Source organism: Enterocloster lavalensis, assembly GCF_046603895.1.
In the GTDB taxonomy this organism is placed as follows: Bacteria; Bacillota; Clostridia; order Lachnospirales; family Lachnospiraceae; genus Enterocloster; species Enterocloster lavalensis.
The window spans coordinates 6,132,912-6,155,661 of the sequence record NZ_CP176637.1; the positions used below are offsets into that span (position 1 = coordinate 6,132,912).

General features: G+C 57.0%; 23 protein-coding genes and 1 tRNA gene. 20 read left to right on the plus strand and 4 right to left on the minus strand.

From position 1 onward, the window contains the following. The first annotated feature begins 129 nt into the window (after positions 1-129). Entirely contained in the window at positions 130-306 is a 177-nt protein-coding gene (rpsU, locus tag ACK2JC_RS27530; protein WP_003504099.1) for a 30S ribosomal protein S21, read from the plus strand. Between the two features lie 298 nt (positions 307-604). Here rpsU and ACK2JC_RS27535 read toward each other — a convergent pair whose 3' ends face one another. Further along, positions 605-2,356, minus strand: coding sequence for an NFACT family protein (locus ACK2JC_RS27535; RefSeq protein WP_320937033.1), 1,752 nt, complete (start codon positions 2,354-2,356; stop codon positions 605-607). A 414-nt stretch (positions 2,357-2,770) separates the two neighbouring features. Between ACK2JC_RS27535 and ACK2JC_RS27540 the strand changes: the two genes are divergently transcribed. From ACK2JC_RS27540 to ACK2JC_RS27585, 10 genes are all read left to right on the plus strand, one after another. Then, positions 2,771-3,649, plus strand: coding sequence for a YicC/YloC family endoribonuclease (locus tag ACK2JC_RS27540; protein ID WP_118753990.1), 879 nt, complete (start codon positions 2,771-2,773; stop codon positions 3,647-3,649). Positions 3,650-3,678: 29 nt separating this feature from the next. Next, positions 3,679-4,305 carry a guanylate kinase gene (gmk, locus tag ACK2JC_RS27545; RefSeq protein WP_092360784.1) on the plus strand — a complete coding sequence of 209 codons (627 nt, stop codon included), beginning with the start codon at positions 3,679-3,681 and terminating at the stop codon, positions 4,303-4,305. 68 nt (positions 4,306-4,373) lie between these two features. Next, positions 4,374-4,634, plus strand: coding sequence for a DNA-directed RNA polymerase subunit omega (gene rpoZ / locus ACK2JC_RS27550; RefSeq protein ID WP_092360783.1), 261 nt, complete (start codon positions 4,374-4,376; stop codon positions 4,632-4,634). A gap of 134 nt (positions 4,635-4,768) precedes the next feature. After that, positions 4,769-6,124 (plus strand): 30S ribosomal protein S12 methylthiotransferase RimO, encoded by a 1,356-nt coding sequence (rimO, locus tag ACK2JC_RS27555; RefSeq protein WP_092360782.1) that lies wholly within the window; start codon positions 4,769-4,771, stop codon positions 6,122-6,124. Continuing rightward, positions 6,108-6,650: a CDP-diacylglycerol--glycerol-3-phosphate 3-phosphatidyltransferase gene (gene pgsA / locus ACK2JC_RS27560; protein ID WP_024734770.1), complete on the plus strand. Its 543-nt coding sequence runs from the start codon at positions 6,108-6,110 to the stop codon at positions 6,648-6,650. The genes rimO and pgsA overlap by 17 nt, the downstream gene beginning before the upstream one ends. Before the next feature lie 2 nt (positions 6,651-6,652). Then, positions 6,653-7,927: a competence/damage-inducible protein A gene (locus tag ACK2JC_RS27565; protein ID WP_227167462.1), complete on the plus strand. Its 1,275-nt coding sequence runs from the start codon at positions 6,653-6,655 to the stop codon at positions 7,925-7,927. Positions 7,928-7,930: 3 nt separating this feature from the next. Then, complete coding sequence (locus ACK2JC_RS27570; protein WP_320937034.1) at positions 7,931-9,232, plus strand: hypothetical protein; 1,302 nt, start codon at positions 7,931-7,933, stop codon at positions 9,230-9,232. A gap of 59 nt (positions 9,233-9,291) precedes the next feature. Next, the gene (locus ACK2JC_RS27575; protein ID WP_320937062.1) at positions 9,292-9,618 is read left to right on the plus strand and encodes a hypothetical protein; all 327 of its coding nucleotides are present in this window, start codon (positions 9,292-9,294) and stop codon (positions 9,616-9,618) included. A gap of 1 nt (position 9,619) precedes the next feature. Then, the gene (locus tag ACK2JC_RS27580; protein ID WP_320937035.1) at positions 9,620-10,726 is read left to right on the plus strand and encodes a hypothetical protein; all 1,107 of its coding nucleotides are present in this window, start codon (positions 9,620-9,622) and stop codon (positions 10,724-10,726) included. Positions 10,727-10,904: 178 nt separating this feature from the next. Beyond that, complete coding sequence (locus tag ACK2JC_RS27585) at positions 10,905-11,333, plus strand: GerW family sporulation protein (protein ID WP_092360778.1); 429 nt, start codon at positions 10,905-10,907, stop codon at positions 11,331-11,333. Between the two features lie 74 nt (positions 11,334-11,407). Here ACK2JC_RS27585 and ACK2JC_RS27590 read toward each other — a convergent pair whose 3' ends face one another. After that, positions 11,408-12,337, minus strand: coding sequence for a LysR family transcriptional regulator (locus tag ACK2JC_RS27590; protein ID WP_320937036.1), 930 nt, complete (start codon positions 12,335-12,337; stop codon positions 11,408-11,410). A gap of 165 nt (positions 12,338-12,502) precedes the next feature. Here ACK2JC_RS27590 and ACK2JC_RS27595 point away from each other — a divergent pair, with 165 nt between their 5' ends. After that, entirely contained in the window at positions 12,503-13,366 is an 864-nt protein-coding gene (locus tag ACK2JC_RS27595; protein WP_092360776.1) for a DUF6282 family protein, read from the plus strand. 24 nt (positions 13,367-13,390) lie between these two features. After that, a complete protein-coding gene (locus ACK2JC_RS27600) occupies positions 13,391-14,686 on the plus strand; it encodes an SLC13 family permease (RefSeq protein ID WP_092360775.1) in 1,296 nt (431 codons plus the stop codon). 165 nt (positions 14,687-14,851) lie between these two features. Here ACK2JC_RS27600 and ACK2JC_RS27605 read toward each other — a convergent pair. After that, positions 14,852-14,925, minus strand: a tRNA-Val gene (locus ACK2JC_RS27605). A gap of 247 nt (positions 14,926-15,172) precedes the next feature. Here ACK2JC_RS27605 and ACK2JC_RS27610 point away from each other — a divergent pair. Continuing rightward, the gene (locus ACK2JC_RS27610) at positions 15,173-15,310 is read left to right on the plus strand and encodes a hypothetical protein (RefSeq protein WP_166434425.1); all 138 of its coding nucleotides are present in this window, start codon (positions 15,173-15,175) and stop codon (positions 15,308-15,310) included. Between the two features lie 251 nt (positions 15,311-15,561). Here ACK2JC_RS27610 and rpmB read toward each other — a convergent pair whose 3' ends face one another. Then, entirely contained in the window at positions 15,562-15,747 is a 186-nt protein-coding gene (gene rpmB / locus ACK2JC_RS27615; RefSeq protein ID WP_007711488.1) for a 50S ribosomal protein L28, read from the minus strand. 225 nt (positions 15,748-15,972) lie between these two features. On the opposite strand from rpmB, the gene ACK2JC_RS27620 reads away from it, so the two are divergent. From ACK2JC_RS27620 to recG, 6 genes are all read left to right on the plus strand, one after another. Beyond that, complete coding sequence (locus ACK2JC_RS27620) at positions 15,973-16,329, plus strand: Asp23/Gls24 family envelope stress response protein (RefSeq protein ID WP_007711476.1); 357 nt, start codon at positions 15,973-15,975, stop codon at positions 16,327-16,329. Positions 16,330-16,343: 14 nt separating this feature from the next. Then, a complete protein-coding gene (locus tag ACK2JC_RS27625; protein ID WP_320937037.1) occupies positions 16,344-18,044 on the plus strand; it encodes a DAK2 domain-containing protein in 1,701 nt (566 codons plus the stop codon). A gap of 309 nt (positions 18,045-18,353) precedes the next feature. Continuing rightward, a complete protein-coding gene (locus tag ACK2JC_RS27630; protein ID WP_368271810.1) occupies positions 18,354-18,956 on the plus strand; it encodes a DUF4190 domain-containing protein in 603 nt (200 codons plus the stop codon). A gap of 29 nt (positions 18,957-18,985) precedes the next feature. Continuing rightward, a complete protein-coding gene (locus ACK2JC_RS27635; protein ID WP_007711469.1) occupies positions 18,986-19,696 on the plus strand; it encodes a Bax inhibitor-1/YccA family protein in 711 nt (236 codons plus the stop codon). Positions 19,697-19,802: 106 nt separating this feature from the next. Beyond that, positions 19,803-20,672: an ROK family protein gene (locus ACK2JC_RS27640; RefSeq protein ID WP_368271812.1), complete on the plus strand. Its 870-nt coding sequence runs from the start codon at positions 19,803-19,805 to the stop codon at positions 20,670-20,672. After that, positions 20,666-22,723, plus strand: coding sequence for an ATP-dependent DNA helicase RecG (gene recG / locus ACK2JC_RS27645; RefSeq protein WP_092360771.1), 2,058 nt, complete (start codon positions 20,666-20,668; stop codon positions 22,721-22,723). Before ACK2JC_RS27640 ends, recG begins: the two co-directional genes overlap by 7 nt. Positions 22,724-22,750 lie beyond the last annotated feature (27 nt).

Consider the following 22,750-nt stretch of genomic DNA (forward strand, 5'->3'; position numbering starts at 1 on the left):
TAAATGAAAGTTTTATTAAATTATTCTTGACGTACGGTATTTTTATGCTATAATCATAGCAGTGCTAAAAATACCCAAACAGTTGTATTATGCACAATTACACAACTGGAGGGAGGTTAGGTGTGAGCGATGTCAAACGTAATTGTTAAAGATAACGAGAGCTTAGACAGTGCATTACGCAGATTCAAAAGAAACTGCGCAAAGGCTGGCATTCAGCAGGAAATTCGTAAGAGAGAGCATTACGAGAAGCCCAGCGTAAGACGTAAGAAAAAGTCTGAAGCTGCTCGTAAGCGCAAGTACAACTAATCCGGCTTATCAAGCCGTATTGGTTAGTCAGCTATGTTATGATGTCAAAATAGCCGGCTGTCATATTGAACATATGACGGTCCGGCTATTTTTGCGTCCGCTTGGGAGAGAGACGCGGCTTCCAATTTGGTAAAATACTGTGCCCGGTTCTGCCGGGAATATATTCCGTTTCCCAAAGCAGCAATCCCCGCAGGCTGAGCCAGCGGCCCATTATATTCAAATCAAAAAGACCGGCAGCGAGCGATGCTGCGCGGTCTTTTTGAATGAGCCGGGGTTTGCTGCCCGGGGGACGGGGCGGTCAGCCCTCCGCTTCCGGCAGATTACAGCGGGGTTCGGCCACCAGGGAATAGTTGGTGTGGTAGATGACAAATCCGGGGGCTGCGCCAGCCACTTTTTTGATGTGCTTGCGCTGAATGTAGTCGATTTCCACCTTCTCGTTGTCGCGACCCTTGGAATAGAAGGCGGCCAGAGCACCGGCCTCCTCGAAGAGCCGGTCCGGCAGGTCCTCGCGTCCGCCGGTTTTGGCGATCACGTGGGAGCCGGGGATTCCCTTGGCATGGAACCACCAGTCGCCTCCGCCAGCCACTTTGAAGGTCAGCTCTTCGTTCTGGTAGTTGTTTTTGCCCACGTAGAGATGGAAGCCGTCTGAGGAGATATAGTGGAAGGGTTTGCTGGTGATCTTTGGCTTTTTATCCCCGGCGCGGCGCTTTTTCACATAGCCGTACTCCATCAGCTCCTCCTTGATCTGAACCAGATCGTTTTCGCTCAGGGCGATGTCCAGAGCGGCGCTGATGGATTCCAGATGGTCGATCTCGCGCCGGGTCTCCTTGGTCAGATCCACCAGGGCCTCGTAGGTGCGCTTGAGCTTGTTGTACTTGTCGAAATGCTTTTTGGCGTTGTCCTTGGCGGAGAGCTGAGGGTCCAGGGGGATGGTGATTTCCTCGTTGGTGTAATAGTTCAGGCAGCGAAATTCCTTCTCGCCGCCGGAAAGCTCGTAGCCGTAGGTGTTGAGCAGCTCGCCGTAGATCCGGTATTTTTCGCGCTTCTCCGTGTCCTTTAACTGTTTGAGCTGGAGATCGTACTTCTTGTAGTTGCGCTCCAGGGCCGTCTGCACCACCCGGCGCAGGTCCGAGGATTTCTGGCGGATGCGGGTGATGTCGCTACGGGATTTGTAGTAATGCTCCAGCACCTGGCTGATTGAGGAGAAGGGCACGGCCTTAAAACGCCCCGCGTCGCTGTAGCAGGTCAGGGGCAGGGCGGAGAATTCCACCGGCGTGTCGCCCTCGTAAACGATATTGGGGGAGAAATTTCCCTCCGCCACGTCCTCCATCGTCAGGGTGAAGGTGCGGTAGAGGTGGGTCAGCGCCGCCTCCGAGAGGTCGGCGGCAGGCAGGTCCGCGTCTACGCTGGCCAGATAACAGATTTCCTCGGCCATGATGGGGCTTATGCCGGTAAAATGGTTGTACAGGGCTTTCTGCACCTTCATGGGGGCGGAGGTCAGCACTTCCTTAAACACGGACTCCTCCACGGTCAGGGGATCTTCCTTGGCCATGGTCTGGGGGATAAAATAGCTGCGGCCGGGAAGCACCTCGCGCACGGAACTGACCTGAGCGGACACGTGCTTGATGCTGTCGATGATGGTGCCGTCCTCCTTGCAGAAGATGATGTTGCTGTGCTTGCCCATGATCTCCACGATCAGCCGTTTCCGGCAGAGATCTCCCAGCTCATCCAGGTGTTCCAGGGAAAATTCGATGATGCGCTCCAGACCGGGCTGGCTCACGGACACGATCCGCGCGCTTCCGATATGCTTGCGGAGTAGCATACAAAAATTGGGGGCGGTGAGCGGGCCCGGCTTGTTGGTCTGGGTCAGATAGACCAGGGGCAGGCTGGCGCTGGCGGACAGGAGAAGCCGCACATTGCCCCTGGGATGTTTAATGGTGAATAAAAGCTCGTCCTTCTCCGGCTGCGCGATCTTGGAGATGCGCGCTCCCTCCACGGTTTCCTTCAGCTCTTTTACCAGATTTGCCACTGTAATTCCGTCAAATGCCATTGTCGTATACTCCTATCTACTATAACCGTTAAAATGAAACAGCGCAGGCGGTTCCCCTTCCCGGCCGGAAAACGGCCCGGAAGTTTCAGATATTTCCGCTGACTGAACAGTACCATTAGAATGTCGCTGTTCACTCCGTTCCCAGTAACACGCTTCGCGAAGCACAGAAACGGCAAAAAGCGCCGTTTCGCGCCGCTATCCCCGGGTTTTCTGTGACTTCCGCTGCGCTCCACTCACAAAAAACGCCTCGCGGGATATTACCTGTGAACAGTACCATTAGAATACCACAGTTTACAAAAATAAGAAAGACTTAGTTGACTTGATTCGGCAGATGAATTATAATACAAACTAACTATGTGATCAGACCTGACGCATGGGATGAAGAGCTACTAAGGTGAAAGAGAGGCTGTCATAATGTTAAAAAGCATGACTGGTTTCGGCAGATGCGAGAACGTGACCAACGAGTACAAGATCTCTGTCGAAATGAAAGCCGTGAACCACAGATACCTGGATTTGAGCATCAAGATGCCCAAGAAATTCAATTATTTTGAGGCTTCGATCCGCACGCTGCTGAAGGAATATATCCAGCGCGGCAAGGTAGATCTGTTTATCAACTACGAGGATTACACGGAGGGAAACCTCTGTCTGAAGTACAACTCCGTTCTGGCCGCCGAGTACATGGACTATTTTCAGAAAATGTCCGAGCAGTTCGGCATTGCCAACGATATGACCGTTTCCGGCCTGTCCCGGTGCCCCGAGGTGCTGACCATGGAGCAGGTGCCGGACGACGAGGAGCACCTGTGGGAGATTCTCTCCGAGGCTCTGGGCGAGGCGGCCAAACAGTTTGTGGAGTCCAGGCAGATCGAAGGCGAGAACTTAAAGCGCGATCTGTTGGGCAAGCTGGATTATATGGACAGCCTGGTGGATTACATCGGGGAGCGTTCCCCCCAGATTCTGGCGGAGTACCGCGCCAAGCTGGAGGAGAAGGTGAAGGAGCTTCTGGCAGTGGCGGCCATCGATGAGAGCCGCATCGCCGCAGAGGTGACCATCTACGCGGACAAGATCTGCGTGGACGAGGAGATGGTCCGCTTGAAGAGCCACATCGAAGCCACCAGAGCAGAGCTTTTGGCCGGCGGAAGCGTTGGACGCAAGCTGGACTTCATCGCCCAGGAGATGAACCGGGAGGCCAACACCATTCTGAGCAAGTCCACGGACCTGGCCATCGCAGACAAGGCTATCGCCTTAAAGACCGAGATCGAGAAGGTCCGGGAGCAGATACAGAATATTGAATAAGGACTTTGAAAACGGATGGGAGAACTGCCATGAACCAGCGTGGAATATTAGTGGTTGTCTCCGGTTTTTCCGGAGCAGGTAAGGGAACGTTGATGAAGGAGCTGCTAAAGCGGTACGACAACTATGCGCTGTCCATTTCCGCCACCACCAGAAGCCCCAGGGAGGGCGAACTCGACGGGAGAGAGTATTTCTTCGTGGACAAAGAGCGTTTCCAGCAGATGATCGCGGAGGGCGAACTGATTGAATACGCCCAATATGTCAATCATTACTATGGAACCCCCAGGGAGTACGTGGAGCGGCAGATGGCTTCCGGCAAGGATGTGATCTTAGAGATCGAGATCCAGGGAGCGCTGAAGGTGAAGAAGCGTTTCCCGGACACACTGCTTTTGTTTGTGACCCCGCCCAGCGCCAGGGAGCTGAAAAGCCGCCTGGTGGGCCGTGGGACGGAGACCATCGAGGTGATCAACGCCAGGCTCAGAAGGGCCGCCGAGGAGGCAGCCGGTATGGAAGCCTACGACTACCTGCTGATCAACGATGAGATCGAAACCTGCGTGGAGGAGATGCATCAGCTGATCCAGCTGCAGCACTGCAGGACTTCCTACCATCTGGATTTCCTGAACCAGATGCGCGAGGAATTATACCATCTGGACGACTGAGAACCGGGACCCGCTGCGGCCGGTCCATTCTATCACCATGAATTCTATTTTTGAAAGGGGAATGTAATATGTTACATCCATCATACACCGATTTAATCAATGCCGTAAACAGCGAGGTGGAGCTTGGCGAGCAGCCGGTGGTTCAGAGCCGCTATTCCATCGTGGTGGCCACTTCCAAGCGCGCCAGACAGCTGATCGACGGGGAAGAGCCCCTGGTGGCCGGCAGCAACGGCAAGAAGCCGCTGTCCATCGCCATCGACGAGCTGTACCACCAGAAGGTGAAGATTCTTCCCGAAGAAGAGGAAGTGTCGGAGGACGATCAGAAATAACACTAAGTATAAGCCGTCTCCGCAGACGGCTTAATCTATTGAATGCAATGAGCCGCCGGCGCAGCCTTCGGGCGGCTGCTGGAGGTAATGGACCGCCTGAGCAGTCAGCCGGCGGTTACGGTTAAGGAGTGTTTATGGAAAAAATAAAACTGTTTTGCGTTTCCCTGGGCTGCGACAAGAACCTGGTGGATACGGAGAAAATGCTGGGTCTCTTGAACAGCGAGGGATACGCGTTCACGGACGACGAGGGAGAGGCCGACGCCATCCTCATCAACACCTGCTGCTTCATCGGAGATGCCAAGGAGGAGAGCGTAAACACCATCCTGGAGATGGCCCGGCTGAAGGAGGAAGGCCGGTGCAGGGCCCTGGTGGTGGCGGGCTGCCTGGCCCAGCGCTACAAAGAGGAGATTCTGGAGGAGATTCCCGAGGTGGACGGAATTTTGGGCACCACCTCCTGCGATGAGATCGTGAACGTGTTAAACGGCATTCTGGGACGGGAGAAGGCAGCGCCGGTGTCCTGTTTCCACGATCTGGCCGAGCCGCCCACCGGCGGAGAGAACCGGGTGGTCACCACCGGCGGCTACTACGCACATCTAAAGATCGCCGAAGGCTGCGACAAGCGCTGTACTTACTGCATTATCCCCTACCTGCGCGGATCGTTCCGCAGCGTTCCCATGGAACAGCTGGTGCAGGAGGCCGGACAGCTGGCCGAACAGGGGGTGAAGGAGCTGATTCTGGTGGCCCAGGAGACCACGCTCTACGGGAAGGATCTTTACGGCGGGAAAACCCTGCCGAAGCTGCTGCACGAGCTGGCCAAGGTGCCGGGGATCCAGTGGATCCGCCTTCAGTATTGTTATCCGGAGGAGATCACGGACGAGCTGATCGAGGCGATCCGGACGGAGGAAAAGGTCTGCCACTATCTGGACATCCCCATCCAGCACGCCAGCGACAGGATTCTGCGGCGCATGGGGCGCAGGACCAATCAGGCCCAGCTGCGGGAGATGATCGCAAAGCTCCGTCGGGAGATTCCCGATATCGCGCTTCGAACCACCCTGATCTCAGGTTTTCCCGGGGAGACCCAGGAGGACCACGAGGAGCTTATGACCTTTGTGGACGAGATGGAATTTGAACGGCTGGGTGTTTTCGCCTACTCGGCGGAGGAGGACACGCCGGCTTACTCGTTCCCGGACCAGGTGCCCCAGGAGGTCAAGGAGGAGCGCCGGGACGAGATTATGCAGCTGCAGCAGGAGATCGCCTTTGAGAAATCCGAGGACATGGTGGGCCGGGTGCTCACCGTTCTGATCGAGGGTAAGGTTGTGGATGAGCCGGCCTACGTGGGGCGGACCTATATGGATGCGCCGGGCGTGGACGGACTGATTTTCGTGAATGCGGATGTGGAGCTGATGAGCGGGGATTTTGTGCGCGTCAGGGTGACCGGTTCCGCGGAGTATGATCTGATAGGAGAGATATACGATGAATCTGCCCAATAAATTGACAATTTTGCGCGTTTGCATGATACCGTTTTTTGTGGCTGTTCTTTTGTGCCAGGGCGGCGAGAACCAGACCCTGCGGATCGTGGCGGATGTGATCTTTATCGTGGCCAGCCTGACGGATTTGCTGGACGGCAAGATCGCCCGGAAATACCATTTGGTCACCAATTTCGGCAAGTTTATGGACCCGCTGGCGGACAAGCTTCTGGTGTGCTCCGCCCTGATCTGCCTGATCGAGCTGGGCCAGATTCCTGCCTGGGTGGTCATTATCATCATCAGCCGGGAGTTCATTATCAGCGGCTTCCGCCTGGTGGCCTCGGACAACGGCGTGGTCATCGCGGCCAGCTACTGGGGAAAGTTTAAGACCGTGTTTCAGATGACGGCGGTGATTCTGCTGATCCTCAACCTGGAGCCTTTAAAGCTGGTGGCGGACATTGTGCTGTGGATCGCCGTGGCGCTGACCGTGATCAGTCTGGCGGACTATATTTACAAGAACCACAAGGTGCTGACGGAAGGGAGCATGTAAACATGACGGTAGAGCTGGTTTCCGTGGGAACGGAAATTCTGATGGGAAATATTCTGAACAGCAACACCCAATATCTGGCGGAAAAATGCGCCATGCTGGGATTTAACATGTACCACCAGGTGACAGTCGGCGACAATTACGGCCGGATGAAGGAGGTCGTCGCCACGGCGGTGAACCGCGCGGACATCGTGATTCTCACCGGCGGCCTGGGGCCCACGGAGGACGATTTGACCAAGGAGGTCTGCGCCGAGGTTATGGGCATGGAGCTGGTGGAGGATCCGCACACGCGGCAGCACATTGAGGAGTTTTTCCACAACAATATCTACCGGGAAATTCCGGCCAACAACTGGAAGATGACCACGGTTCCCCGGGGGGCCAGGGTGCTGGACAACCACAACGGCATGGCTCCGGGCCTGATTCTGGAGAAGGACGGGAAGACGGCGATTCTGCTGCCCGGACCGCCCGGCGAGCTGTACCCCATGTTTGAGCAGCAGGTGTTCCCGTATCTGGAGACCAGGGAGAATGCCAGCCTGGTGTCAAAGACTTTAAAGATCTGCGGCCACGGGGAGAGTCAGGTGGAGGATCAGCTGATCGATCTCATCGACGGCCAGACCAACCCGACCCTGGCCACCTACGCCAAGGTGGGTGAGGTGCATCTGCGCATCACGGCCCGGGCGGATGAGCCCGGGAAGGCCGCGGCTCTGGTGGAGCCGGTGGCGGCGGAGGTGAAGCGGCGCATGGGCGACGCGGTCTACACGGAGGATGAGGGGGAAACCCTGGAAATGGCGGTGGTGCGGCTCTTGACAGGGCACGGGCTGACCATTTCCACCGCGGAATCCTGCACCGGAGGCATGGTTTCCGCCCGGCTGGTGAATGTTCCCGGGGCGTCCCGGGTCTTTATGGAAGGGTATGTCACCTACTCCAACGAGGCTAAGATGAAGCTGCTTGGCGTGCGGGAGGAGACTCTGGCGGCCTGGGGCGCGGTCAGCGCCCAGACGGCGGGGGAGATGGCGCTGGGCGGAGCAAAGGCGGCGGGCACGGATGTGTGCGTGTCCATCACGGGGCTGGCCGGACCCGACGGCGGCACGGCCGAGAAGCCGGTGGGCCTGGTGTATATGGCCTGCGCGTTAAAGGGACAGGTGAGTCTTGCACGTTACCAGTTCAAGGGAAATCGCGGCAAAATCCGCGAGCAGTCGGTGATGAAGGCGCTGGATCTGGCGCGCCGGTGTATTCTTGCTTACGGGCGCGGGGAAGAGCTGCCCGGACAGGAGGCTTAGAATTTGAAGTTACAGAATGTGAGCAGGCAGTTGACGGCGGCGTGCCGCTATTCCTACAACCGCCTGGCTTTGAATTACGATATGTATTACGAGATCTGCGGGCGGGAGAACGGGCCGGGGGAACCGCCGGTGCGGGATCTTGGCAGCCGCTTCCACCCGCTTTTGGAAGGGCTTCTGCGGGGAGAACAGCCGCTTGAGGAGCTTTACGGGCTGCGTCAGGCGGTGATCGAACGGATGGAGCAGGCTACCGCCTACACGGACTGCTTCCAGGCTTATGAGTATGTGTTAAACCGGCTGGAGGGCAGGTTTATTCCGGCTGGGGATACCGCTGGGGACCGGGAGACGGACGAGGAGCGCCTGGCCTGGATTATGCGGTATATCACGGAAACCGGGGAGTCCGCCGTGGTCAATGAGCGGATTCAGACGGTGGTGGGCCAGCTGCCGGTCCGGCTGACCAAACAGAAGTTTTTCGCCCTGGTGGGGGAGGGCATGGCGGTTTACGCGGGAAGCCCCCGCAAAAATGTGGAGGACATGCTCTACATTCTGCGGTCCGAGGCGCTGTTAAACCAGCCTGCCGGCATGACCCTGGCCTTCCCTCAGCTGGCCGGGATGCTGGCGCCCTTTGAGCGCGCGGATTACAGGCAGATGACGGAGGCGGAATATTCCCTTTTGTCGGAGCAGATGAAGGAAGCGGGAGAGATTCTGACCGATTACACCAGCGAGCTTATGCTGCTCATGGATCTGATCAACGATCTCTGCGTGGTGTTTCTCTCGCGCACGGGCGCGGTGATGGACGTGGCGGAGGAGGAGCGGCTGCAGGCGGTTCTGCGGGCGGTGCGGGAGGCATTTTCCACCGGCGCAGAGCTGGACGCAGAGCTTTTGCGGCCGCTGGAGGGCCGCCAGGAGGTCTGCTGCGACCAGTGGGAGCGGTACTCTTCTCCCATGGACATTCTGGAGCAGGAGGCGCAGGGGGATCCCCAGGCGGAGACGCTGCGCAGGATCAGCCTGCTGCTCTCGGGCAGCTCCTTTGTGCCGCTGGAACCCCGGCAGGAGGGCGGGAATCCGGTGGACCGGGCGGAGCTTGACCGGATCATTGAGGATTTGAACAGCCGGATGGCGGAGGGCTTTGCAGGGCGTTCCCGCCTGGTGGTCAGAGCGCTGATGGCCAAGGTCCTGTCCAGTCTGCCGGTGTTTTTCGGCTCGCTGGAGGAAGTGCGCGATTATGTCAGGGGCTGCCTGGCCAGCTGCGCCGACGAGGCGGAGAAGGCCGTGTGCATGCGGCTGCTGCGGGAGCTGGCCGGATAAAGGGAAGGCTGTTGAGACGGAAGCGGAGGGCGGATATGCGCTGGTGGACACATCTGTATATGGGAGACCGGGCGGCGAAGCGCGGGGCTGCGGTTTTGCGGAATATCCGGGAACAAAAAATTTTGTCGGACACTTATGTGATTACTCCGTCCAGCTATGGGCATCATTTATTTGATATCCGTCCGGTGATGTTACTCCGGCCGGAGGAGCGGACGTCGGAGGATTTTCTGGTGCTGGGCGTGGCCTGTGGCTACGGCGAGGCCGGGGAGGTGGTGCGCCGCATGGTGGACGACATGTACCGGGTTACCGGAGCCTTTGACTGGAACGCTTATATGGAACGCGTGGAGGCGGACGGGCAGGATATGGAAGAGCAGATGGGAGAGTAGAATGGTTCATATACTGCTGATGATCTTAAAAATAATCGGGATTCTGCTTCTGATCATCCTGGCAATCGCTCTTGCGCTGGTCCTGGCGGTGCTCTTCGTGCCCCTGCGTTACCGGCTGAAAGCCGATTATCACGGAACGCCCCGGGGTTATGCCAGGGTTTCCTGGCTGCTCAGCCTTTTGACCTACCGTGCGGAGTACGGGCAGTCGGGACTGGTGCAGAAGGTCAGAATCTGCGGGATCTGCCTCTGGCGCTCGGATAAGAGCAGGGAGGAGGCGGACGAGGCCGTTGAGACGGTGCTCTCGGACGAGGAGCAGGCGCTGTACGAGGAGATGAGGGCGGACGACGAGGAGCGGTACGGAGCGCTGAGCGCCCAGGAGATCGGTGGGCCGGAAACGGCGTCAAAGGCGGGAAGAGAGAGCGCGCCGGAGACCGGAACAGAGACTTCACCGAAGCCAGAAACGAGGCCAGAGGTCAGAGCAGAGACCGCGCCGGAGCCAGGAATGGCGCCTGAGTCCGGGACAGGGACGATACTGGAAAACGGTGCCGGAGGGGCCGGGAAGCGAGGGAAAGAAGCTGGTGAGGCCAAGGCGGGGAAGGATCATTTCCAGACCGGGTCCCAGGGAAATCCGGAGCCGGAGGCCGCCCCCAAGGCCGGGCTGTTTTCCGGGATAACTGCAAAAATTAAGGGAATCATCCAAAAACTTCGGTTTTCTTTTCGCGTTTTCTGTGATAAGCTGAAAAGCGTGAGAGAAATGGCCGGTACGGTCCGGGAGTGGGTCGGCGATGAGAAAAACAAAGCCAGCGTCCGCCTGCTGCTTCGCCAGGCAAAGCGTATGTTAAAGCACGTTCTGCCCAGAAAGGGCCACGCGCAGGTGACCTTCGGCTTTGACGATCCCAGCACCACCGGACAGGTGCTGACGTTTCTTTCCCCCTTTTACCCGCTGTACGGGCGGGTGCTGGAGCTGCACCCGGTATTTGACGGGAGCGTGCTGTCCGGGGAGGCGGATATCCGGGGAAGGATCCGGCTGGCAAGCCTGCTTTGGCTGTGCTTTGCAGTTTACCGGGACAAGCATACATGGAATATGATTCGTAAACTCCGAAGGTAATCGCCCCCAGGCGTTGCCTGCGGCCCATTACATCCAGTAATCGCCCCCAGGCGTTGCCTGTGGCCCATTACATCCAGTAATCACCCCCAGGCGTTGCCTGTGGCCCACTACATTCAATCATTACCCGCAGGCTTCGCCGGCGGCTCATTGCATCCAATAAGAGAGAAGAGGATATATTATGGCAGATAATCATTTTTCGTCCACAATGGAAACCCTGTTTAAGGGGCTGGAACAGTTTGTGACCACGAAAACCGTGGTGGGGGAGCCGGTTCAGGCCGGCGACGTGACCATTATCCCGCTGATCGACGTGACCTGCGGCATGGGAGCGGGTGCGTTTTCGGAAGGGACGAAGCAGAAACAGAACGGCGGAGGCGGTATGAGCGCCAAGATGAGCCCCAGCGCGGTGCTGGTGATCCAGAACGGCGTGACCCGGCTGGTAAATGTGAAAAATCAGGACGCCATCACCAAGGTGATCGATATGGCACCGGATTTTATCAACAAGTTCCTGGGCGGCAAACCGCCTGTGTCCGAGGAGACCGCCCAGGCGGCCCAGGACGCGGCGGCCGCGTACGACACGGGGACGGCCGAGCACATCGATGTGAAATAGTGAGACAGATACGGCATAAGCGCCGGCGAATGGAGAAATCCTTGCGCCCGGCGCTTTTTGCATGTTGCGGCGGGTTAACGGCCGGTCCCGCTGTCTTTGCCTAACACCCGGATCAGCTGGCGCTCCAGCGCCAGCGCCGCTTTGGAACGGTAGTGGCCGGGCGGGGAAGCCAGGGCCAGGTCCAGAAAAACGCCCTCCTTCCCGATGGAGAGGTAGCGGGCCCCCTTTAACGGCTCCCGGCAGGAGGCGTAGGTGAAGGACAGTCCCAGACCGGCCAGGGCCATGGCTGCGGCGAAGGGGGCCGTCAGGTTGCCGTTCACCACCCGGGGGACCAGCCCGCGCCTGGCGAACTCCCGCCGCGCCATGGCGCCCATGATGGTGTCGTAGTCGCTGAGTATGTAGTCGAACTGCATGGTGTCCTCCAGTTCCACGTAGAGCACGGTCTCGCCATTTCGCACCGTCTCCCTGGCGCATTCCAGCACCGGGTGGTCCGCCTCCGCCGTAATCACCAGCTCGTCCCTCATGAGCAGACGCACGTCGGATTTCAGCTTGGTCAGCGGCAGCACCACAAGCCCCAGATCCAGCCGCCCCTCGATCAGCAGCTGTTCCAGGGCCATGCTGTTGGCCTCTGTGATTTCCACGTGAATCTGGGGATACAGGCGCTTGAAGCTGCGCAGGGCTCCCGGCAGCAGGTAGCTGCCCCGGAAGGTGCTGATACCAAATTCCACCTGTCCGGCCTTCAGCTCCTCCATGTCCTGTATAATATCCCGCACCTGCCGGTAATCCACCAGCATTTTCCGGGCCCGCTCCAGCATGATCTCCCCGGCCTGGGTGGGGCGGACGCCCGTGGAGGTGCGGATGAACAGCTTTCCGCCCAGCTCCGCCTCCATACTCTGGAGGGATTGGCTCAGACTGGACTGGGCCATAAACAGTTTTTCGGCCGCTTTGGAGATACTGCGCTCCTCAGCGATTGTGATCAGGTAGTTCAGTTCTCGGAATTCCATCGATTGTCTCCTAACTGCCATCGGTTTTGCCGATGTACCCTATAAGGATTTCTGCATTTCCAGGATGGCAAAGACAGTATATAATAAATTTGCTGAAAAAACAACCGGAGAATACCGGTAAAGCGACAAAACTACTCAACCATAAAAAGGGGGATATGCAGACCTATGTCAAAAGTATCATTAAAAGGTGTCATTGACATGCACGTACACACCAATCCGGACATCCGCCGCCGCGCTTACGACGATTTTGAGCTGACGGATGCAGCGATCCGCGTGGGCGCAAGAGCCATTGTGATCAAAACCCACCAGGGCGTGACCATGGACCGGGCCTACTTGTGCAACGCCTACAATCAGAGGATGTACCACGGTGGCAACGACTTTACCATGTTCGGCAGCGTGACCATGAACCGGGTGATCGGCGGGATCAATCCCACGGCCGTTGAGACGGCCTTCAAGCTGGGAGCCAAGGTGGTCTGGCTGCCCACAGCTTCCGCCAAAAACCATCTGGAGAAAATGCACCTGGACACTTCCAAGTGCGTGGAGGTGGTGAGGGACGGCAGGGTGGTGCCGGAGCTGCTGGACGTGTTCCGCCTGGTGAAGGACTATGACGGGGTGCTTGGCACGGCCCATGTGTCCCCGGAGGAGTGTAAGATCGTGGTGGAAGCCGCCAGAAACGCCGGTGTGAAAAAGCTCGTGGTGACCCATCCGGAGTGGTGGCTGGTGGGCATGAGCGTGGAGGACCAGGTGCGGCTGGTGAAGGATTACGACGTGATCCTGGAGCGCTGCTACGCCCAGAATCTGGGCGGAGGCAAGTACAAGAGCAACCTGCCGGACAACCTGGAGATCATAAAGACCGTGGGCTACAAAAACGTCATGGTGGACACGGACGGAGGCCAGGTGGAGAATCCCCACTGGGAGCTGGCCATGGAAGAGTACATGCAGTATCTTTTGGATCACGGCATCCCGGAGGAGCAGGTCCGCTACATGACCCACGATATCCCGGCCGGACTGCTGGGCATTGAGAACTGATGAGAAAATAAGGGGGAAACTACTATGTTAAGTGCACTGATTATCGCCTCCATCGCCATTTCCGTGGCGATCGGGTACAAGACCAAATACAACACAGGCCTGTTTGCCATCGTGTTCGCCTATCTGATCGGCTGCTTTGCCCTGGGAATGAAAACCAAGGCTGTGATCGGCACCTGGCCGGTCAGCACCATGTTTGTGATCTTTTCCGTGTCCCTGTTCTACAATTTCGCTCTGGTGAACGGGACCCTGGAAAAAACAGCCCGCTATCTGCTGTACGCCTGCCGCAGATTCCCCGGCCTGCTCCCCTTCGCCATCTATCTGGCGGCGGCGGGCATCGCGGCCCTGGGAGCCGGTTTCTTCACGGTGATGGCGTTTATGGCTCCCATCACCCTTCTGATCTGTGAGGAGGCCAAGATGGACAAGCTGGTGGGCGCGGTGGCCGTGAACTGCGGCGCGCTGTCCGGCGCAAACTTCATGACCAGCGGCAGCGGCATTATTTTCCGGGGCCTGATGGACGAAGCGGGGCTGAGCGACGTCTCCTTCAACTATTCCGCCGTGATTTTTGTCACCAGCGTGATCTTTTCCCTGCTGCTGATTGCTGCGTTCCGCTACATACCCAAGAGCAACCGCAACATCGGAAAGGGCGTTACCTTTGAGAAACCGGAGCCGTTTACCAAGCAGCAGAAGACCAACCTGCGCCTGATCATTCTTATGATCGTGCTGGTATTAATCTTCCCCATCCTGCACATCATTCTGCCCGGAAACGCCGTGATCGCCAACATCAACGGCAAGATCGACGTGGGCCTGGTGGCAATCATCTTCTCCGTGATCGCGCTGCTCTTAAAGCTGGCGCCCCAGAAGGAAGTGATCGCCAAGATTCCGTGGAACACCATCATCATGATCTGCGGCGTGGGAATGCTGATCGGAGTTGCCATCGAGGCGGGCACCATCGATATGCTGTCCACCTGGGCGGGGTCCAATCTGCCGGTATGGGTGGTTCCCATTGCGTTCAGCATCATTGGCGCCATCATGAGCTTCTTCTCCAGCACCCTGGGTGTGGTGTGTCCGGCCCTGTTCCCGCTGGTACCGGCTCTGGCGGCCGGAACCGGGATCAATCCCATGATCCTGTTCACCTGCATCGTGGTCGGATCCCAGAGCTCCGCCATCTCGCCGTTTTCCTCCGGCGGAAGCCTGGTACTGGGCTCCTGCGCGACGGAAGAGGAGCGCAATGCGATGTTCCCACGGCTGCTGTTTTTGGCAGTGCCTGCCAGCGTGCTGGCCGCCACCGCTTACAACTTTTTCCTTTCTCTGTTCCTGTAAGAGAAAAAACGTCCCGCAGACATGATTTGCCTGCGGGGCGTTTTTTGGATTGCAGGGCGCTTCGGCCGCGGCGCTGGCCGCGGGCTGCGGCAGGGTAGCGTGGTCGGCACCTGAGCCCATTGCATCCAAACAAAAAAGACAATCCATAAAAGGATTGTCTCTCAGTGGAAGCAAGGAGGCTCGAACTCCTGACCTCTCGCGTGTGAGGCGAGCGCTCATCCCGGCTGAGCTATGCTTCCATATATGTATTTACCAATTTCATACAAATAGTAGTATACCACAACTTTTCGATATGTCAAGCAGTAATGAAAATTTTTTTTCCGCATATGATAAAATATAGTATCCGTTCAGACGGCGGGAAAATGGGTATGCAACATCGGATGTCTGGACGGTTACGAAACATACAACCGGCCGCAGGAGCGCTCCCGGCGGGGGCCTGTTGTGGCCGGTGACAAAACGATAGCTTTTTGCAGACGGGAGGATGCTATGAGAAGGATATGCGGCCTGATGCTGTTTTGTTTTGCATCCGGGATGGCGGTGTTGCTATTTATTCCGGAAACAATTTTTACCATCCTGTTTATCGTGGGCTGCTTGGTGCTGGGATATAATCTGTTCTGCTGCTGAATGCCCCTGTAAAAATGCAGGTGGACGGCGGGCGGAACAGAATTTGTATAGATGATCGGGACAAGGCGGCTGCGCCGGTGCCGGGAAAGCGACCCGGGGAGACGAAAACGCCGGGAACAGGCAGGAAAACGAGAAGGAGAGAGAACCGGGCCGGGAGTGCGCTTCCGCGCCCGGCATTTTTGCATAAAAAAAGACTGCTGCCCGGCAAACATGTCGCCGTCACAGCAGTCCCTCCCAAAGTCCGTTCCCCATTAAGCTCTTTCTACTAAGCCAGAACGTAAGCAGGAAGTACAAACGTACATTCTCTGGGTTCCGCCATTCACTTTAACCTTAACAGATTTTACGTTCGCTTTCCACATTTTGTTGGCTCTTCTATGAGAATGGCTCACGCTGTTTCCAAAATGAGCTGCCTTTTCGCAGATTGCACACTTAGCCATACTTGCACCTCCTTAATTACGCATATTGGATCTTTACATAAAAATCCACAACAAATGTATGATACCAGAAACTTTGAAAATTTGCAAGTGAAAAACAAAAATTTATTTCTTTTTTGTAGAAAATAGTGTATACTGTTTGATAGCACATCACTTTATGGGTGAAGACTGCCCTTTTTCGGGTGAATTGGCCCATAAAAAAACATAAATCAGATTGGAGGCACGTGTATGAAGGGACGAATCAGTAATAAGATGGGCGAGATTCAGATCAACCCGGATGTGATAGCTCTGTATGCAGGCACCACCGCGGTAGAGTGTTTCGGAATTGTAGGAATGGCGGCGGTGAGCATGAAGGACGGCCTTGTAAAGCTGCTCAAGCGTGAAAGCCTGACTCATGGAATCAATGTGCAGATCAACGACAACAGGATTTCCGTGGATTTTCATGTGATCGTTTCCTATGGAGTCAGCATCTCGGCGGTTGCTGACAATTTAATCGAGAGCGTGAAGTACAAAGTAGAAGAATTCACCGGCATGGAGGTTGAGAAGATCAACGTATTCGTGGAAGGTGTGAGAGTGATTGATTAAGGAGGACGCAACCCGTGGGTATAAATTGTATTGACGCAGCGAGTTTGCAGCGCGCGTTTCTGGCGGCTGCCAGGGAGCTTGAGGCCAGGAAAGAGTGGATCAATGAACTGAACGTATTTCCGGTACCGGACGGCGATACGGGAACCAACATGAGCCTGACCATTATGGCGGCAGCCAAAGAGGTGGCCGCTCTGGAGAATCCCAATATGAAGGATCTGGCCAGAGCCATTTCCTCCGGTTCCCTGCGCGGCGCCAGAGGAAACTCCGGCGTAATCCTCTCTCAGCTGTTCAGAGGTTTTACAAAGGAGATCAAGAATGTGGACGCCATCGATACCACCACCCTGGCCAACGCCATGGTGCGCGGCACGGAGACGGCGTACAAAGCGGTGATGAAGCCCAAGGAGGGCACCATTCTCACCGTGGCCAAGGGAATGGCCGACAAAGCCATGGAACTGGCCGCCCAGACCGACGACATTCTGGAGATGGTGGAGGAAGTGATCCGCCACGGAGACTACGTGCTCAGCCAGACCCCGGAGATGCTACCGGTGCTCAAACAGGCCGGCGTGGTGGATTCCGGCGGCCAGGGACTGATGCAGGTGGTGAAGGGCGGATTCGACGGCCTGACCGGCAAGGTGTCCGATTTTAAGATTTCTGGGGAGACGGCGGACTTGGGTCCCTCCCGCACCGAGGCGGTGAAGCGCTCGGAGATCGACACTGCGGATATCCGTTTCGGCTACTGCACGGAGTTTATCATCAATCTGGAGAAGGAGTTTGGCGAAGGGGACGAGCAGGCCTTTAAGTCCTACCTGGAGTCCATCGGCGACTCCCTGGTGGTGGTATCCGACGACGAGATCGTCAAGGTGCACGTGCACACCAACCATCCCGGTCTGGCCTTTGAGAAGGCCCTGACCTTTGGTTCCCTGTCCCGGATGAAGGTTGACAACATGCGGGAGGAGCACGAGGAGCGCCTGATCAAGGACGCCGAGAAGCTGGCGAGGGAGCAGAAGGCTCAGGCGAAGGAGAAGGCCGCAGAGCCGGAGCCTGCCGCGGAACATAAAAAATACGGCTTTATCGCAGTCTCCTGCGGCGAGGGCCTTTCGGAGATTTTTAAGGGGATCGGCGCGGACTACCTGATCGAGGGCGGCCAGACCATGAACCCCAGCACCGAGGATATGTTAAACGCCATCGACAAGGTTTCTGCGGACAACATTTTCATCCTTCCCAACAACAAGAATATTATTCTGGCCGCCCAGCAGGCCAGCTCCCTGGTGGAGGACAAGAACATTATCGTGATCCCGTCAAAGACAGTGCCCCAGGGCATCACCGCGCTGGTGAATTTCATGCCGGACCTGTCCGTCGCGGAGAACGTGGCCAATATGGAGCGGGAGATGGGCAGCGTCAAGACGGCTCAGATCACCTACGCGGTGCGCACTACCAACATCGACGGCATGGACATCGAGCAGGGCGATATTATGGGCCTGGGAGATCACGGCATGCTGGCTGTGGGTAAGTCCGTGGAGGGCACGGCCATGGCGGCCTTAAAGGCCATGATCGACGAGAATTCCGAGCTGGTGACCATTTACTATGGAAGCGATATCGGCGAGGAGGACGCAGAGCGCATGGCGGATCAGGCCAGGGCCCAGTTCCCGGAGGCTGAGATCGAGCTGCAGTGCGGCGGCCAGCCCATTTACTATTATCTGATTTCCGTGGAGTAAGAGGTCACTGTTCACAGGCAATATCCCACGAGGCGTTTTTTGTGAGTGGAGCGCAGCGGAAGTCACAGAAAACCCGAGGATAGCGGCGCGAAACGGCGTTTTTTGCCGTTTCTGTGCATCGCGAAGCGTGTTACTGGGAACAGAGTGTACCGTAACGTAAGAGGCGGATCAATCAAGAAAAAGCCGGATTTTACTTGTAATATACTGGAAAATGTGATATTTTATTGACAAAGACAAATGTTGTATTTTTGTTCGTATCTGTGAAGGTACTGAGCAGCTACGCATTTTTACAACGGAAGGAGGATGCCGATGGCGAGATGGGTGCGCGATGAAGTGTTGAACCAGCCGGCGGATTTTGTCGATTTTCTGATGAACGACTATCTGATGAAGAACGGCTTTAAGCAGACGGAGCGCAAGGGTGGGCAGGTGTGGAAGGAGGGAGACGGCTATTTTGCAATGGCGCGGTTTCTGAAATACTCCTACATCAACGGAGTCCTGCATCTGGAAGCCTGGGTCGGCCTGTTCCGGGAGAACGCGCTCAAAGGGTTTGTGGGCAGCCTTCCCAAAAAGTTTTACCGCGAAAGCCTGGAGGAGCTGCTGCGCCTGCTCCATCAGCCGATTCCGCAAAACGGCATGGACCAGACGGGCCAGCCCGTTGTGGTGCAGGTGCCGGATCACTCAGGACCGGCTGTGCCGGCGATGGTGTTGGGCATTCTGGGAATCGCGATTGGGCTTTTGATCCCCATTGTGGGCGTGATCCTTTCCGGCATCGCCATGTCCTTGGGACAGCGGGCCAGAAACTCGTCCAAATATGGGATTGCCAGGTCCGCAGTGATTCTGGGAACCATTGGTATGGTGATATCGCTGCTCAACTGGATCGGCGGTATCATCCTGAATTTCTTGTTATTCTAAAATGAATCAAATAAGAGGAGAACAATCTTATGAACGAAGAGATGATGAACCAGTCCTATTCACAGGCCGGTGCTTACAGCGAATCGCTGGGACGCTACACGGCTAAAACCTTTGGCTGGATGTTTGCAGGCCTGTTGGTCACCTTTGCGGTGGCGGTGGGAGGCGTTTTCACCGGCGCGATTTTCCTGCTGAACTATGTGCCCGCATGGCCTTATGTGCTGCTGTTTGCAGAGCTGGGCGTAGTGCTGTTTTTGTCCGCACGCATCAGCAAGATGAGCGTTGTGACGGCGCGGGTGCTGTTTTTTGTCTACGCGATCTTAAACGGCATTGTATTTTCCGCTTATTTTTATGTGTATGACCTGATGATTCTCTGGTCCGTATTCCTGCTGACCTCCCTGTTCTTCGGAGTGATGGCGCTGATCGGATATTTTGCAAACGTGAATTTCAGCGGAATCCGCCCCTTTATGACCGGCGGCCTGATTTTCCTCTGCGGCTTCTGGGTGCTGAGCCTGTTCATCAACCTGTCCGCGTTTGAGACTATCGCCTGCACAGTGGGGATTTTCATCTTCCTGCTGTTCACCGCCTACGATACCAAGAAGATCAAAGCGTACTACGAGTATTACGGTCAGGCGCCGGAGATGGCGGCCAAGGCCTCGATTTTCTCCGCGCTTCAGCTGTACCTGGATTTTATCAACCTGTTCCTGTACATCCTGCGGATCCTTGGCAGAAAGAGAAACTAATACCTTTAAAAGCGCAGCTGCCGGACCTTTGGTTTGGCAGCTTTGTTGAATGTGACGGGCCGCGGGCGCAGCCTGCGGACAGATTGGATTATAAGGAGGAAGCCATATGTTGATCGGAGCACTGGAGGCGGGCGGCACCAAGATGGTCTGCGCCCTGGGAAATGAAAACGGGACAATTCTGGAGCAGGTATCCATCCCCACCACCACGCCGGAGGAGACGGTGGAGCAGATCGTGCGCTATTTTAAGGACAAGGACATAGAAGCCCTGGGGGTGGCGGCCTTTGGCCCGGTGGATGTGAAGCCCCAGTCCCCCACCTACGGCCGGATTCTGGACACACCCAAGCTGGCCTGGCGCCACTTTGACCTTTTGGGGGCTCTGAAAAAAGAGCTGGACGTGCCTATGGGCCTGGACACGGATGTGAACGGTTCCTGTCTGGGGGAGATGACCTACGGCTGCGCCAAGGGGCTTGACAGCGCCATCTACATAACCATCGGCACCGGCGTGGGCGTGGGCGTCTGCGCGGGCGGAAAACTGCTGCACGGCATGCTGCACCCCGAGGGAGGCCACATTCTGTTGGCCCGGCATCCCGAGGACCCGGAAGGCGGCATCTGCCCCTATCACCCCAACTGCCTGGAGGGCTTTGCCAGCGGTCCGTCCATTGAGCGCCGCTGGGGTAAAAAGGCCGTGGAGCTGGTGGATCGTCCCGAGGTTTGGGAGCTGGAGAGCTACTACATCGCCCAGGCCCTGGTGAACTACATCATGATCCTGTCCCCGCAGAAGATCATTCTGGGCGGCGGCGTCATGCACCAGGAGCAGCTGTTCCCCATGATCCGGGAAAAGGTGAGGGAGATGATCGGCGGTTACTTAAACACCTCGGAGCTGGCGGACCTGGACAACTACATTGTGCCGGCCAGCCTTCACGACGATCAGGGGATTATGGGCTGCATCAAGCTGGGGTTGGACGCGTTATGTTAAATCAGGAACCAATCAGCTCCTTAAAGGGCATCGGGGATAAGACGGCCGCGCTCTTTGAGAAGCTGGGCGTATACACGGTGGCGGATCTCCTGGCCTATTATCCCCGGGCCTACGATGCCTTTGAGGAGCCGGTGGCCATCGGACAGTTAAAAGAAAATAGCGTTATGGCAGTACAGTCGGCATTAGTTAAGCATGCCGACTTGCTGCGTTTTAATCACATGCAGGTGGTGTCCCTGCAGCTGAAGGACCTCACCGGCTCCCTGCAGGTTTCCTGGTACAATATGCCTTATATGCGGGCCAATCTAAAGCCCGGGGAAATCTACGTGTTCCGGGGCCGGGTGGTAAAAAAGCGGGGCCGCCTGATCATGGAGCAGCCGGAGGTGTTTACCCCACAGGCTTACGGCGAGCTGGTACACTCCATGCAGCCCATCTACGGACAGACCAGAGGACTGGGAAACAAGGCCATTGTGAAGGCTCAGACCCAGGCGCTGCAGCTGCGGCAGATGGAGCGGGAGTACATGCCCATGGAGCTGCGGAAACGGTACGAGCTGGCGGAGATCAACTACGCGGTGGAGCACATCCATTTCCCCGCGGATCAGAGCGAGCTGCTCTACGCCAGAAAACGCCTGGTGTTCGACGAGTTTTTCCTTTTTCTGGTGGGCGTGCGCAAGCTGAAGGAAAAGCGGGCCGACAAGCGCTCCTCCTATGTGATGGAATCCTGTGAGGAGGTGGCGCGTTTTAAGGAAGCCCTTCCCTACCGGCTGACCGGGGCGCAGGAGCGCACGCTCCAGGAGGTGTTTGGGGATCTCAGCGGCGGCCTGGTGATGAACCGGCTGATTCAGGGGGACGTGGGCTCTGGCAAGACCATTGTGGCGGTGCTGGCGCTGCTGATGGCGGCCTGCAACGGCTACCAGGGGGCGCTGATGGCGCCCACGGAGGTGCTGGCGAGACAGCATTTCGAGTCCATCACCCAGCTGTTTGAGACGTACCATATTGAGAAAACGCCGGTGCTCGTCACCGGCTCCATGACCGCAAAGGAGAAACGTCTGGCTTACGAGCGGATCGAGCGCCATGAGGCGGATATTGTGATCGGAACCCACGCCCTGATCCAGGAGAAGGTTCACTACGACAATCTGGCTCTGGTGATCACGGATGAGCAGCACCGCTTCGGGGTGGGGCAGCGGGAGCTGCTCAGCAGCAAGGGCGGCGATCCCCACGTGCTGGTCATGAGCGCCACACCCATTCCGCGGACCCTGGCGATTATCCTCTACGGCGACCTGGACATTTCCGTGATCGATGAGCTGCCCCAGGGCCGCCAGCCCATCAAAAACTGCGTGGTGAACACGGGATACCGCCCCAAGGCGTATTCCTTTATCGCCAGACAGGTGGAGGAGGGCCGCCAGGCCTACGTGATCTGCCCTATGGTGGAGGAGAGCGAGATGATCGAGGCGGAGAACGTGCTGGATTACACCAAAAAGCTGCGAAAGGAGCTGCCCGCGTCGGTGACGGTGGAGTACCTTCACGGGAAAATGAAAGGCAGGGAGAAGAACCGCATCATGGAGCGGTTTGCGGCAGGCGAGATCCAGGTGCTGGTGTCCACCACGGTGATCGAGGTGGGCGTCAACGTGCCCAACGCCACGGTGATGATGATCGAGAACGCGGAGCGCTTCGGCCTGGCCCAGCTCCATCAGCTTCGCGGGCGGGTAGGCCGGGGCAGCAGCCAGTCCTACTGCATCATGGTAAACTGCTCGGACGAGGAGGGCACTCTGGAGCGGCTGGATATTTTAAACCGTTCCAACGACGGATTTTACATCGCTTCCGAGGATTTAAAGCTGCGCGGACCCGGAGATATTTTCGGGATGCGCCAGAGCGGGGACATGGAATTCAAGCTGGCGGACATTTTTACGGACGCCAACATCCTGAAATCCGTCTCCGAGGAGGTGAACCGCCTGCTGGACGGCGACCCGGAGCTGGAGGAAGAGGAGCACTCGCAGTTGAAGCGGAAGCTGGACGAGTATTTGGGGCGGAATTACGAGCGGCTGAACCTGTAGGACGCGTCTGCCTTCGGTGAATGGTGG

Coding starts and splice junctions, on each gene's coding strand:
- rpsU (WP_003504099.1), top strand. CDS start 130: ATGTCAAACGTAATTGTTAAAGATAACGAGAGCTTAGACAGTGCATTA.
- ACK2JC_RS27535 (WP_320937033.1), bottom strand. CDS start 2,356: ATGGCATTTGACGGAATTACAGTGGCAAATCTGGTAAAAGAGCTGAAG.
- ACK2JC_RS27540 (WP_118753990.1), top strand. CDS start 2,771: ATGTTAAAAAGCATGACTGGTTTCGGCAGATGCGAGAACGTGACCAAC.
- gmk (WP_092360784.1), top strand. CDS start 3,679: ATGAACCAGCGTGGAATATTAGTGGTTGTCTCCGGTTTTTCCGGAGCA.
- rpoZ (WP_092360783.1), top strand. CDS start 4,374: ATGTTACATCCATCATACACCGATTTAATCAATGCCGTAAACAGCGAG.
- rimO (WP_092360782.1), top strand. CDS start 4,769: ATGGAAAAAATAAAACTGTTTTGCGTTTCCCTGGGCTGCGACAAGAAC.
- pgsA (WP_024734770.1), top strand. CDS start 6,108: ATGAATCTGCCCAATAAATTGACAATTTTGCGCGTTTGCATGATACCG.
- ACK2JC_RS27565 (WP_227167462.1), top strand. CDS start 6,653: ATGACGGTAGAGCTGGTTTCCGTGGGAACGGAAATTCTGATGGGAAAT.
- ACK2JC_RS27575 (WP_320937062.1), top strand. CDS start 9,292: ATGGGAGACCGGGCGGCGAAGCGCGGGGCTGCGGTTTTGCGGAATATC.
- ACK2JC_RS27580 (WP_320937035.1), top strand. CDS start 9,620: ATGGTTCATATACTGCTGATGATCTTAAAAATAATCGGGATTCTGCTT.
- ACK2JC_RS27585 (WP_092360778.1), top strand. CDS start 10,905: ATGGCAGATAATCATTTTTCGTCCACAATGGAAACCCTGTTTAAGGGG.
- ACK2JC_RS27590 (WP_320937036.1), bottom strand. CDS start 12,337: ATGGAATTCCGAGAACTGAACTACCTGATCACAATCGCTGAGGAGCGC.
- ACK2JC_RS27595 (WP_092360776.1), top strand. CDS start 12,503: ATGTCAAAAGTATCATTAAAAGGTGTCATTGACATGCACGTACACACC.
- ACK2JC_RS27600 (WP_092360775.1), top strand. CDS start 13,391: ATGTTAAGTGCACTGATTATCGCCTCCATCGCCATTTCCGTGGCGATC.
- ACK2JC_RS27610 (WP_166434425.1), top strand. CDS start 15,173: ATGAGAAGGATATGCGGCCTGATGCTGTTTTGTTTTGCATCCGGGATG.
- rpmB (WP_007711488.1), bottom strand. CDS start 15,747: ATGGCTAAGTGTGCAATCTGCGAAAAGGCAGCTCATTTTGGAAACAGC.
- ACK2JC_RS27620 (WP_007711476.1), top strand. CDS start 15,973: ATGAAGGGACGAATCAGTAATAAGATGGGCGAGATTCAGATCAACCCG.
- ACK2JC_RS27630 (WP_368271810.1), top strand. CDS start 18,354: ATGGCGAGATGGGTGCGCGATGAAGTGTTGAACCAGCCGGCGGATTTT.
- ACK2JC_RS27635 (WP_007711469.1), top strand. CDS start 18,986: ATGAACGAAGAGATGATGAACCAGTCCTATTCACAGGCCGGTGCTTAC.
- ACK2JC_RS27640 (WP_368271812.1), top strand. CDS start 19,803: ATGTTGATCGGAGCACTGGAGGCGGGCGGCACCAAGATGGTCTGCGCC.
- recG (WP_092360771.1), top strand. CDS start 20,666: ATGTTAAATCAGGAACCAATCAGCTCCTTAAAGGGCATCGGGGATAAG.